At 63.1% G+C, this 12,671-nt stretch carries 9 protein-coding genes; 1 reads left to right on the top strand and 8 read right to left on the bottom strand.

The genetic code is table 11. The features are described 5' to 3' along the window. Window positions 1-3: 3 nt before the first annotated feature. From ACORLH_RS13385 to hemP, 5 genes are all read right to left on the bottom strand, one after another. Window positions 4-1,014, bottom strand: coding sequence for an imelysin family protein (locus ACORLH_RS13385; protein ID WP_321828887.1), 1,011 nt, complete (start codon window positions 1,012-1,014; stop codon window positions 4-6). A 1-nt stretch (window position 1,015) separates the two neighbouring features. Next, window positions 1,016-2,527 (bottom strand): di-heme oxidoredictase family protein, encoded by a 1,512-nt coding sequence (locus ACORLH_RS13380; RefSeq protein ID WP_321832820.1) that lies wholly within the window; start codon window positions 2,525-2,527, stop codon window positions 1,016-1,018. A gap of 144 nt (window positions 2,528-2,671) precedes the next feature. Continuing rightward, window positions 2,672-3,937 carry an imelysin family protein gene (locus tag ACORLH_RS13375; protein ID WP_321828886.1) on the bottom strand — a complete coding sequence of 422 codons (1,266 nt, stop codon included), beginning with the start codon at window positions 3,935-3,937 and terminating at the stop codon, window positions 2,672-2,674. Between the two features lie 31 nt (window positions 3,938-3,968). Then, complete coding sequence (locus tag ACORLH_RS13370) at window positions 3,969-4,475, bottom strand: hypothetical protein (RefSeq protein ID WP_321828885.1); 507 nt, start codon at window positions 4,473-4,475, stop codon at window positions 3,969-3,971. Then, a complete protein-coding gene (hemP, locus tag ACORLH_RS13365) occupies window positions 4,472-4,636 on the bottom strand; it encodes a hemin uptake protein HemP (RefSeq protein ID WP_321832819.1) in 165 nt (54 codons plus the stop codon). Before hemP ends, ACORLH_RS13370 begins: the two co-directional genes overlap by 4 nt. 390 nt (window positions 4,637-5,026) lie before the next feature. Here hemP and mnmH point away from each other — a divergent pair, with 390 nt between their 5' ends. Beyond that, window positions 5,027-6,079 carry a tRNA 2-selenouridine(34) synthase MnmH gene (gene mnmH, locus ACORLH_RS13360; protein ID WP_321828884.1) on the top strand — a complete coding sequence of 351 codons (1,053 nt, stop codon included), beginning with the start codon at window positions 5,027-5,029 and terminating at the stop codon, window positions 6,077-6,079. On the opposite strand, the gene selD is transcribed toward mnmH, so the two are convergent. From selD to ACORLH_RS13345, 3 genes are all read right to left on the bottom strand, one after another. Beyond that, window positions 6,076-8,247, bottom strand: coding sequence for a selenide, water dikinase SelD (gene selD, locus ACORLH_RS13355; RefSeq protein ID WP_321828883.1), 2,172 nt, complete (start codon window positions 8,245-8,247; stop codon window positions 6,076-6,078). The genes mnmH and selD overlap by 4 nt on opposite strands. Before the next feature lie 90 nt (window positions 8,248-8,337). Beyond that, window positions 8,338-9,723 (bottom strand): siroheme synthase CysG, encoded by a 1,386-nt coding sequence (cysG, locus tag ACORLH_RS13350; protein WP_321828882.1) that lies wholly within the window; start codon window positions 9,721-9,723, stop codon window positions 8,338-8,340. A gap of 135 nt (window positions 9,724-9,858) precedes the next feature. Continuing rightward, window positions 9,859-12,519 carry a nitrate reductase gene (locus ACORLH_RS13345; protein WP_321828881.1) on the bottom strand — a complete coding sequence of 887 codons (2,661 nt, stop codon included), beginning with the start codon at window positions 12,517-12,519 and terminating at the stop codon, window positions 9,859-9,861. Window positions 12,520-12,671 lie beyond the last annotated feature (152 nt).

The raw sequence follows: 12,671 nt of genomic DNA, 5'->3' as shown, positions 1-12,671 counted from the left end.
GGATCAATCCCCGTCCAGCGCGTTGAACCCTGCGGGTACACCCAATTCTTCGCCCAGCATCGGCATCAGCTCTTCCATGATCCGATCATGCAGGGTCAGCCGCAGCATATCGACCTGCATCCAGCCCATCGGCTCGGTCACCTGACCCAGATCCGCGCTGGTGATGCCGCCCAGGTTATCCGTGGCTTCGGCAAAGGCGCCGGCCAGTTCGCGCTCAAGGCTGCTGTCATCGGTTGCCAGCAGATCAGCCAGTTGTGCCAGTTCGGTGAGCGCCAGTTCGATATGACGTTTGGAACGTTCTGAGCGGCGCGCCTCAGCACGTTTGGGACGCGGGCGGTCAAAACTGCCCAAGGGGCGGCCGAGGCGCATGTCGCCGGTGAACTGCAGACCGGTCAGCAGGGCTTTGAACAGCTCCTGCGTGGCTTCGTCCTGGGTTTTATAAGGGCCATCGGCTGCGGGGTTGCGTAGGGTGTCGGCATAGCTTTGCCAATCCGTGTTGATGGCTGCGGTGATCCGGGCAATGTCGGCGCTGCCGGCCTGCACAAGGGCGCAGGCATAGGCGGCAGGCTGTTGCAGCTGCGGTTCAAACAGCAGGTATTCCAAGGCGTAAAACCCGCGGGCGGCGATGGAAAGCTCGGCGTATTCTTCCGGGGCCAGCAGGGCGACATCCTGATCGGCCAGCAGGCGGGCCAGCGCGCGCGGTGTCTTGCCGCGGCTGTCCGGCCAGAAGGCCAGCGCAAAGGCGCGGTTTTGCACCTCACTGGGGCCAAACCGCAGATGGCTGACCCGGACCCAGGCGTCAAAGGCGCGGTTATAGGCCTGCATCAGATCGCTGTTGCCCGGGGTGCAGTCATTGCCCGCGACAGTTGCCAGCATTGCGCTGCTCTCTGCCAGTTCGGCAAAGCCCGGCACTATCTGTTGATCCAGCACCGCCGCGACCTTTTCGCCTGCGGATTGGGCCAGGGCTGCAGTGGGCAGGATCAGGGCAAGGGCGGTGGCAAAGGGTTTCAACATCTCAAAGGCTTTCCAAAAAGGCGATCAATGCGTCGCGGTCTGACGCTGGCAGCTGGCGAATATGGGTCTGGGCGCGGGCGGCTTCGCCCCCGTGCCATATCACGGCCTCCAGCAGGGTGCGGGCGCGGCCATCATGCAGGAACCCGGCCTCAGGCGAAGCAGCTTGCGCCAAACCGATACCCCAAAGCGGCGGGGTGCGCCATTCCTGATTGCCCGCGATGCCTTCGGGCCGGCTGTCCGCCAGACCTGCGCCCATGTCATGCAGCAGAAAATCGGAATAGGGCCAGATCAGCTCAAACGACCGTTCCGGCGTGTCGCTCAGGCGATGGGTGACAAAATTGGGGGTGTGGCAGGCCTGACAGCCCGCCTGATGAAAGATCTCTTTGCCGCGCAGAACCTCCGCGCTGTCCACATTCCGCCGTTTGGGCACGCCCAGATTGGCGGTGTAAAGCGTCATCAGGTCCAGCGCGATATCGTCCACCTCATGCACCCGGACGTCCTTGTCGCCATGCGGCGCGGCGCGGCATTCGGTCTGCGCCTCGGTGCAATCGCCCCAGCCCGCAGGGAACAGCGGCGTCGACAGGCCCAGATCGGTGCTGAGCGCGGCGGCAACCTGTTGGCGCAGGGTGGGTTGGCCGGCCTTATGGCCAAAACGGCCCAGCATCCAGCGCTCATGCTCCACCGACCAGGCGATGGCTGCGCGGCCGGAAATGCCGTCACCGTTGCTATCCTCAGGATCGGCAAGGGCCAGAATATCAGCGGCGGGGATTGCCTCGATCAACCCAAGGCCGCTGATCGGCGGTGCGATGCGTGGGCTGAGCATCACGTCAGGGTGCAGCGAGCCATGGGCCATTTGTTCCAGCGCGACCTCAGGTTGGCGCAGCGACAGAACCGCGCCATCCTCAAAGGTGACCTGATGAGTGCTGTAGCTGACCGAAAGCCGCGCCTCCGCCCCGATATTGGCGGTGGCAAAGTCCTGCAGCTGACCACCGTAGTTGGGTTCCGGCGCCGTGGCGATCCAATCGGCGATTTCGGCCGTCCGCTCATGCAAGGGCGCGGGGACGGAGAGTTTCAGGGCAAAGCTTTTGGCGTCATCCTCGGGCCCGGCTGGGGCATGGCCGCGCCCGTCGTTGATGTGGCAGCCCGAACAGGCACGTGCGTTATAGACAGGTCCCAAACCGTCAGAGGCGCGGGTTGAGGACGGTGCTGCCACCCAAAGCTTTTCAAACAGCGACCGCCCCAATTCGAAATCCAACGTGTCCGTCAGGTTGGCCGCAGGCTGCGCAAAAAGCGCGGCGCCATCGCGGACCAGAACGGTGCCTGCACCGGCGGGCAGGACCTCAAACTTCTGCGGGATGGTGAAATCCTCTGGGGCTGCACGCACGGCGGCGATGCGGGCCACTTCAGACGCGGTGCGGGGCAGGGGGCTGAGATGGGGCTCTTGCGACAGATCGGCCAACACTGGGGCAGCTGTCAGCGGCAGGGAAAGGAGCGGAAGTAGGTATTTGGACATGGTTTCTGGCACCGGGACGGATCCCTTGAAAACTAGGGCGGGGCTGGATGTCGGCAAGGCAATCAACTTGTTGAAATACAAGGTGTTGAGATGCACAAAGGCCGGCCACGGTTGCCCGCAGCCGGCCCATTGGAAAACCTCTGTTTATTCAAAAACAGCGGTCGGGTTGTCGAGGCTGTCGGAGCCTTCAAATTCCAGCTGGCTGAGGCCCAGAGCGGCCACAACACGCTCGATCGATTTGGTTTGATCAACCAGACCGTTGACGCCACCCATGATCAGCGCTTCGCCTTCGGCATTGCCGCGCTCCAGCATCTGGTCGTAGGCGAAACCGTTGTCGGCAGCCTCTTTCATTTTGCCCAGAGCGGCCATGGTCACTTCCAGTTTGCCGGTCATCTCAGCATCCAGAGCGGCGTCTTTGGCTTTCACCAGATCGCTCAGCGAGGCGCCCGACACAACGGTGCCGTCTACGCGGGTGTAGCTGCCCAGATAAACGTTCTGGATGCCCTGACCGTCGTAGTAGTGGCTGTTGTGGGTGTTGTCGGAGAAGCAATCGTGCTCTTCCTCGGGATCGTTCAGCATCAGGCCAAGGCGCATACGCTCACCCGCCTGTTCACCGTACGACAGCGAACCCATGCCGGTCAGCATGGCAACCAGACCAGCACCTTCGTCGGCCAGTACGGTTGCGCGGCCTTCGCCACCTTCAGCCCAGGCTGCGGCCATGAACTCCAGGTCCGAAACCAGCAGGTCGGTGGCGGCTTTCAGGTAAGCAGCACGACGGTCACAGTTGCCGCCGGTGCAGGCGTCGCCCGATGCGAAATCGGTGGCCGGACGGTTGCCGGCGCCAGCGCCGTGGCCGTTCAGGTCCTGACCCCAAAGCAGGAATTCGATGGCGTGGTAGCCGGTGGCAACGTTGGCTTCAACGCCGTCGGCTTCGTGCAGGGTGGCTTCCAGCAGTTCCGGGGTGATGTTGGTGGCGTCTACCTCGGTGCCCGACAGGGTGAAGACCGGGGTCGCAACAACGTTCAGCCCGGCATAGTCGTTTTCTTCCGACAGGCCGTAAGACGCATCAACATAGTCGATCAGGCCTTCGTCCAATGGCCAGGCGTTCACTTTGCCTTCCCAGTCGTCAACGATGGCGTTGCCGAAACGGTAGACTTCGGTCTGCTGGTAGGGGTTGCGAGAGGCCAGCCAGGCATCCTTTGCCGCCTGCAGGGTGTCATCCGACGGCGACGCGATCAGCGCATCAACGGCGGCCTGCAGCGCTTTGGCGGTGATCAGGCTGTCCTGATACTTCGCTTCAGCGATGTTGGCATAGTTTTCCAGAACCGCTTTGGCGCTCGGGGCCTCGGCGAGGGCGGCGCTGCCCAGCGTCAGTGCCAGCACGGAGGTGCTCAGGAAGGTGGTTTTCATGTCAGACTGTCCTCAGTTGATTTAATGACAATTATTGTGAAACTTGCGGGCTCGGGTAGAGGTGGCCGGTGCGCGGCTCCAGTGCCTCAGTCCCAAAATCTTCGCTTGATCTGGCGCGCGACAGCGCTGTGCCGACGGATTGTGCCAATGCGGTTGACAGGGGCACCTGTTCGGCGCGCAGCATCAAAGTGGCAATCAGCATTGCATCTGCATCTTCGCCCGCAGCGGCCAGTTCGACGAGGTTGGCAAAACAACTCTCATCCGCCCCCAGACACTTGCACTGCAAGTGATGGCGGCACAGGCGGCGCCGGCCGTGGTTGATGCACAGGCTGCACAGATGATCAAATTCCTGACCAGCGCGGGCGGCCGCCTCAGGACCAAGTGCAGGCAAGAGATCCTGCCGCAATTGGTCCCGATGGCCCTCGCACCAAAGGCGCAGGTACATCACTGCCGACATTGGCACCGGCTCCAGATCGCTCAGAACCCCGACGGGGGCGGCGCCTTTGGGGCGGGTGTTATGCGGCGTGTGGTGGCTCATTTGGTCAGGATCAGCTTGCCGGCGCGGGTGATACGCAGGCTATAAACTTGGTCGTTCAAAACGATCAGGGCCTGTGTCCCGCCTTGGGTCAGGTCCTCGGCGCGGTGAGTGGGCAGCGACGGCAGCTCAATTTCGGATGCGCCGGATTGGTTCAGTCTCATGGTGGTCATGACAGGGTCTCCCGTTGATCAAGCCGGTCAATGAGGCGTTCCAGAGAGTAGTTCTCGGAAAGGCCAGTTTCAAAAATGCCGGTCTCGGAAAGCAACGACAGCACTAGCGGTCGTTCCGAACGGGTTGAAGAGGGTGTTGCCACCCGACGTCCAGCCGCTGAGATTTGCGCGTTTCTCATATCGTTGTTTCCTGTTTTGCAGCAGAATCGGGCTACCGCGCCTGCGGTTGGCTAGACATATCCGCTTTCTGACTAATTTACTCAGGATGGTCAAGCTGAGTTTTTCACTCAGGTTTTGTTTCCACCCTCTTAACGCAGCGCGCCCTCTGGCGTTAAAGGGGCTAACGCCTTATGAAGAAGGCACTATTGGCAGGAGCGCAGCATGGTAAACCGGGTGACATTTTCTTCGCTGCAAGAAATTGCAGCTGCCGGGTTTGATGACATCATCGATGTGCGTGCCCCGGCCGAATATGCCGAGGATCACCTGCCCGGGGCCATTTCGCTGCCGGTCTTTTCGGATGAAGAACGCGCGCGTGTCGGCACGATTTATGTGCAGGAGGATCCCTTTAAGGCACGCAAAGTGGGCGCGGCCTTGGTGGCGCGCAATGCTGCGGCGCATCTTGAGGGTGCTTTGGCGGACCGCACGGGCGGCTGGCGGCCACTGGTGTATTGCTGGCGCGGTGGCCAGCGGTCAGGCTCCTTTGCCTCAATCCTGGCGCAGATCGGCTGGCGGGTGTCCCTGATTGAAGGGGGCTATAAATCCTATCGCCGTCTGGTGGTGCAGATGCTTTATGATCAGCCCTTGCCGCACCGGCTGGTGCTGATTGACGGGGGCACAGGCACTGGCAAGACCGATCTGCTGGCTGCACTGGCCGATCAGGGCGCGCAGGTGCTGGATCTGGAGGATATGGCGCATCACCGCGGCTCCCTGCTTGGGGGGCGCGATGGTGGTCAGCCCAGCCAGAAGGCTTTTGAGAGCCGTCTGGCTATGGCGCTGGCGGCGATGGATCCCGCCAGGCCGGTGTTGGTTGAGGCGGAAAGCGCCAAGATCGGCCGCATCCGCATTCCGCCCTCCGTCTGGCAGGCGATGCTGTCGGCCGATCACATCCGGCTGGAGGTGCCGCTGCAGGCGCGCGCGCAGTATCTGGCGCAGGCTTACAGCGATGTGATCGGCGATATGGAGGAGCTCTGCGCCCGGCTGTCACATCTTGCGCCGTTTCACGGCCATGATCTGGTGAAGCGCTGGCAGGAGATGGCGCGGGGTGGCGATCATCAGGCCCTGGCCGCTGATCTGGTTGCGGTGCATTACGATCCCAGCTACCGCCGATCCTCAAGGTGCGTCGGGGCACCGTTGACGGTTCTGTCCCTGGCGGGCCTGTCCTCAAGCGACATCACAGCGGCCGCAACCGAGGTGCTGTCCGTTCTGGCGCCTTAGCGACAGCGCAGCTCCGTTCCTGGGAAAAACGTGCCGATCTGCCGGGCTGAGATACCTTCATCTGCCAAAGCATAGAGCAGGGCATCCGCCTCACCCTGATCCACGGCGGCCAGCAGGCCACCGGCGGTTTGCGGATCATGCAGCAACAGGCCCCGCGGTCCACGTGCGTTGATCACTGGCGCATGGGCCAGATTGGCGGGATGAAGCGAGGAGGTCACGCCTGCTGCCGCCAGTGCCTCCGCCCCATCGTAGAGCGGCAGCGCCTCCAGCCAGATCTCAGCCCCCAGACCAGAGGCGGCGCAGATCTCTTGCAGGTGACCGGCCAGGCCAAAGCCGGTGACATCGGTCATGGCGTGCGCCTTGGACAGATGCCTTGCGGCGATCCCCTGCGGCTGGGCCATCTGGTGCAGCATGGCGGCCACATCGCGACCCTTTGCCTGGCCCTGCATCTCAGCCGCCAGCAGGGTGCCCGATCCCAGCGGGCGCGTCAGGATCAACGCATCACCCGACCGCGCGCCGTCAATCCCGATGGGATTTTTTGCGGTGCCGGTCACCGTGAAGCCAATAGTCAACTCGGCCCCCAGCGTGGTGTGGCCACCCACAATTTCCGCGCCAGCCTCAGCAAAGACCTCACCGGCGTGGCGCATGATTTCGCTTAGGGTGCGCCGCTGCAAACGGTCGGACATGCGGGGCAGGGTCAGCTGGGTCAGTGCCGCCTGCGGGCGGGCGCCCATCGACCAGATGTCGCCCAGGGCATGCACCGCCGCGATCCGCGCCATCAGCGCCGGGTCATGGCTGAAGGCGCGCAGATGATCGGTTGAGATCACCTGCTTCACGCCACCCATCTGCAGGATCGCCGCATCATCGCCAGCCCCCTGCACCACATCGGGATGGGCGGGCATGCGCAAGGCGCTCAGCGCATCAGACAGTGCCGCCGGCCCCACCTTGGACCCGCAGCCAGCGCAGATCGGCTTGCCGCTGGCCAGTTCATCAGCCACGCCCGCAGCCGCAACCGCGGGCGCCGCAGCGCTGGCCATTTGCGGCAGGTCCTGAAACTTCACCATAAAGGCGCGGTCAATCCGATCCTTCCAACGCCACAGGGCTGCACCTGTGACCGGGCGCCCCCAACGTTCGGCAAGGGCAGATTTCTGACCTAGGGAGATCAGTTTAAGATATTGCGATTGTGGTTTGAAAATGCGTGGTTTTTTGCCGACAAGTAACGCCTCGATGTTGCCATGCAGATAGGGCGCGGCCCGGACGGCAAAGACCCCGGCCTTGGGCCTTGGCGCATGGCTCAGATGGGCACAGTCGCCGGTGGCAAAAAGGGTGTCGACCCCCTCAACCTGCAATGTTGGGCCAACCTTGATGAACCCCTCGTGCAGCGGCAGGCCGGTGTTTTCCAGCCAGCCGTGTGGCGTGGCACCCGCGGCCCCAACCGTCAGGGCGGCCGGGATCACCTCGCCAGATTTTAGACGCGGTCCGTCCGCGGTGATTGCCTCAATTTCAACGCCTTTTCTGAGGGTTACGCCGTTTTCCTCAAGTTGTTTTTCCAGCGCGCGGCGGGTTGCTGGGCTGGTGCCGGTCAGCTGCTCCGCGGCTTCCAACACAGTCACATCCGCCGAGCCTACGGTGTGGCGCAGGCGATGCGCCATGGCCAGCGCCAGTTCGACGCCCGCGACGCCGCCGCCGATGACGGCAACGGGGCCAGCCTGGCCAGCCACCTGCGCCGCGTCCAGAAACTGCTGCCAGCGCGCAGCGTAGCGATCCAGCGGTTTCGCGGCGATAGCGTGTTCGGAAAATCCCGGTAAATCAGGTAGATCCGAGGTGATGCCAACGTCGATTGAGGCGATGTCATAGTCCACCACGCCATGGCCTTCGACTGTGATTTGGCGCGCCTTTGGATCAATGCCTGTGGCCCGGCCCAGCAACAGACGTGCACCCGCGAACCTGGCCAGACGAACCAAATCAATCTCCAGCTCCTCCCGGCTGTAGTGACCGGCGATGTGGCCGGGCAACATGCCGGTATAGGGCGCCGTGGGGCCGGGATTGATCAGGGTCAACCGCACGCCCGGCAAGGGCCGCATGCCCCATTTGCGCAGCACCAGCGCGTGGGTGTGGCCGCCACCGATCAGCACCACGTCTTGGGTCAGGGGGATGTCATTTTGCATGGCGGCCTCATCATCTGATGGCCAAGAGCTACCTCAGCCTCGGGCCAAGGGCCAGAGGTCAGGTGGTCTCATCTGCGTGATCTGAGTGGCTTAGGGCGTGCCCGCGGCGCTGCCGGTTGCCATATCCTTCGGGCAGCGGATCATCAGCACGGCCGGGTTTTCAATGCCTTTGGCGGCAATGCATTCGGCCATTTCATCCAGAGCGCAATCAAGGATCTTCTCATGTGGATGGCTGGCAGAGGCCACGACTGAGACTTCGGTGTCGCCGGGCAGGCCACCCGACAGCAGGTTTTCCTGCACCTCAGCCGCCTTATGCACCGCCATGTACAGCACCAGGAGCGAGCCGGGCAGCGCCATCTGTGCCCAATCGGGCTGACCGTCGCCGGGCCGCAGGGTGCCTGTCGTCAGGGTGACGCGATCGGTTTCACCGCGCGCGGTCAGCGGCCGGTTCAAGGCGGCTGCAGCGGCAGAGGCGGCGGTCACACCGGGCACAATCTCCACCGGGACGCCGGCGGCGCGGGCGGTTTCCAATTCCTCCACCGCGCGGCCGAAAATCGAGGGATCGCCTGATTTCAGCCGCACCACGCGCTGGCCCTGACGGGCGGCGCGCAGAACCACCTCATTGATGCGGTGTTGTGGCCATTGGGTGGTGCCCAGCACCTTGCCGACATAGACCCGCTCGGCGTCACGGCGCGCCAGCTCCAGCACCTCAGGATCAACCAGCCGGTCGTAGAAGATGATATCGGCCTCTTGCAACCGCTCCACCGCCCGCAGGGTCAGCAGGTCCCGCGCCCCGGGGCCCGCGCCAACAAGGCTGATTTGCCCCAGATCCGACGATCCCGGCGCCCCGCCAGCTGCGATGGCCTGTTTCAACAGATCTGCCGCCTGTCGTTCCGCACCCCGTTTATGGGCTTGCCACGGCTCCTCATTGAAGGTCCAGCGCCAGAAATTGCGCCGTTTTGACTGTGGCACCCGTTTCGCCACCGCATCCCGCAGCCGGCCCGCCAATGCGGCGAAACTGCCTAGGCGCGGGTCCAGCATCACCTCAAGATCGGTTTTTAGCCGGCGCGCCAGCACGGGCGCTGTGCCTTCGGTGCCGATGGCCACCACGACCGGATCACGGTCTACGATTGAGGGGGTGGTTGCATCGCAAAGGTCCGGCTGGTCGACAACGTTGACCGTGGCGCCGGCGGCTTTGGCGATGGCATGCAGCGCCGCGTCCATCCCCGGGCACCCGGTGGCGATGAAAACCAAGGCCGCGTCAGAAAACTGTGCCACGCCAATTGGGCCGGTGTGATGTTCGGCGCGTCCTTCGTTGACGATTGCCTGCAGTTCATCGTCCAGCTCGGTGGCCAGAATGCTCAAGGCCGCGTCAGTCTTCAGCACCAAACGGGCCTTTTGCGCCGCTTGCTCCCCGCCGCCTGCGATCACCACACGGCGGTCTGCCATCCGCAAGAACATAGGGAAAAATTTCATCGGCTGCGTCCTAAACGGCTGCGGGCGGACCCGGGGATCTTAACTGGCACCTTGGAGGGGCCCCGTGCAAGGCCACCCGTCGAATGGCACCGTGGTTTAACGGTGTTTTGCGGCGAAGCAAAGGGGCAAGCGGCCTTATTCCGCCGCCTGTCTTGGCATTGCCGCAGAAAGCAGCGCCGCCAGTTCTGGCCGGCAGGAGCCGCAATTCGTCCCTGCGTTGAGCGCGGTGCCGATGGCGTCTACTGACATCAGGTTTTGCTGCTGGATGGCGCTGATGATGGTGTTGATGCCTACGTCGAAACAGGCGCAGATCGTAGCGCCGGGATCCGGCTGATCCGCGCCGGCGCGCCCGGCCAAAGCGGCGGGGGCCTCGGTGCCCAGCAGGGTGTTGACATGGCTGCGGGCCAATGCGACAGGGGTGGGGGCGATGAACAGGGCGGCCTCCAGCAGACCGTCGCGATGGGCGGCCAGCCGGAACAGGCCTTTGGCCGGGTCCTCAGTGGTTTGCAGGCTGCAGCCATCGGTGCAGAGCAGCTGTTGCGCGTAAGCCCGCCAATCCGCAGGCGTATGGCGATCGGCGAGCTCCATCTGCCAACCGTCCCCCAGCCGCGCCAGGGCCCAATACTCGGCCTTAGGCTTGGGGTGTTGGCGGCTGACGGCATAGCCATACCAGCGGGCCGGCAGTTTTGTGATCGCCACAGGTGTTGCTTTGGATTCCGGCTGGCCTGAGACCGGATCAACCTCTGCTGCAACCACGGCGTCAATCCGCCCGGCGGAGGATAGCTGCCCGGTCCAATGCATCGGTGCAAAGACAGCGCCGGGTTTCACCTTGTCGCTCAGCAAAACGCGCAGGATGGCGCGACCATGGGCGGAGGAGACCTCGGCCAGATCTGCCGCCTGCAGTCCTAATGTACGGGCATCGCTTGGGTGAATTTCCAGATAGGGCTCGGCCATATGCTGGTTCAGGCGCGGTGCCAGGCCAGAGCGGCTCATCGTGTGCCATTGGTCGCGGATCCGTCCTGTGTTGAGGATGAAGGGATGCGTGGCGTCAGCGGGTTTCGCCGGGGCGCGGTGATGCAACGGCAGCATGTTGGCGCGCCCTGACGGGGTGAAAAACCGCCCGTCGGCAAAGAACCGTCCGCCGCTGCGCGCCTTGGTCAGGGGCCAGTGCTGCGGTGGCAAGGCGTCATAGTCGGCCTCAGTCAGATCGCTGAGGGCTGAAATGTCGAAATCCTTGCCATGTTGTGCGGCCAAACCTGACAGGGTGGCGTATTCGCGTAGGATTTCGGCCGGGCTTTCATAGGCAAATTCAGCCTGCCATCCCATGCGCCTGCCGACCTCCGCCAGGACATCCCAGTCGTGGCGCGCGGTGCCCGGCGCAGGCAGGAAGGGACGTTGGCGCGAAATGCAGCGCTCGGAATTGGTCACGGTGCCGGTCTTTTCGCCCCAGCCCGTGGCGGGCAGGACGATATCGGCCAGCTTTGCCGTATCTGTGTCACCATACATGTCCGAGACAACTACGAAATCGCAGTTTGCGATGGCGTCTTTGACACGATCCGCTTCGGGCATTGAGACGACGGGGTTGGTGCACATCACCCACAGCGCCTTGATCCGCCCGTCGCCGACTGCGCGGAACATATCGACGGCTTTCAGCCCCGCCGCTTCGGGCAGGGTCGGCGCCTGCCAGAAATCGCGCACGGTTGCGCGGTGGCCCGCATTTTCCAGATCCAGATGGCAGGCCAGCATATTCGCCAGTCCGCCAACCTCACGTCCGCCCATGGCGTTTGGCTGGCCGGTGACCGAAAACGGACCCATACCCGGCCGACCGATCCGCCCGGTGGCCAGATGACAGTTCAGGATTGCGTTCACCTTATCACTGCCCGAGGTGGATTGGTTCACCCCCTGACTATAGATGGTCACAACTTTTTCGGTGCCGATCCAGGCGCGGGTGAATTCGGCAAGTTCATTCGCACTCAGCCCCGTTGCCTGCACATCACCGGAACTGGCGGCGGAGAGTGCCGCGTCAAACCCATCAACATGCTGTGCCACAAATGCGCTATCGACGGCACCCATTTCGTGAATCGTGGTTAGCAGATGGTTAAGAAGGGCCACATCACTGCCCGGTGTCAGCGCCAGATGCAGATCCGCCAGATCCGAACTGGCCGTGCGGCGCGGGTCAATGTTGATGATCTTCATCGCCGGACGCGCGGATTTCGCCGCCGCGATGCGTTGGTATAAAACAGGATGGCACCAGGCCAGATTTGAGCCAACCAAAACAATCAGATCGGCCTGTTCCAGATCCTCATATTGCCCCGGTACGGTGTCGGTGCCAAAGGCGCGTTTGTGACCGGCAACCGAAGAGGCCATGCAAAGCCGCGAGTTGGTATCGATGTTTGCCGAGCCAATGAAACCTTTCATTAACTTGTTTGCGACATAATAGTCTTCGGACAGCAACTGACCGGACACATAGAAGGCCACGCTGTCGGGACCGTGGGCTTCGATTGTTTGTTTGAAACGGCTGGCGACCTGAGACAGGGCGCTGTCCCAGGAGGCTTGGGCGCCGTTGATCGTGGGTTGGAGCAATCTGCCGTCAAGTGACAGGGTTTCGGCCAGCGCCGACCCTTTGGAGCAGAGCCTGCCTTTGTTGGCGGGGTGATCCGGATCGCCTTTCACCGTGACCTGCGGGCCGGTGGGCGTGTCCAACAGCGTGGCCAGGACCCCGCAGCCCACGCCGCAATAGGGGCAGGTGGTTTTCACGGTTTTGCTCTCGGCGCGGGTCGGATCAGGCTGTGCCATTTGGGCTCCGTTCAGAATGGAGGCGAGGAAAAGGAGGGATCGAACACCAGCGAGATGGCGATCACAGGAGTTGAGGCTGCCCGCCGCGAGGATGCCCTTCGCGACGTCGGCGGATTGAGCGCTGTTGGCCGCGTTGTGCGGTGTTGACCGGC

The organism is Thalassovita sp., assembly GCF_963691685.1.
GTDB lineage: Bacteria > Pseudomonadota > Alphaproteobacteria > Rhodobacterales > Rhodobacteraceae > Thalassobius.
Note: the sequence above shows the minus strand (reverse complement) of the source record. Positions and strands in the feature narration are given on the sequence as shown.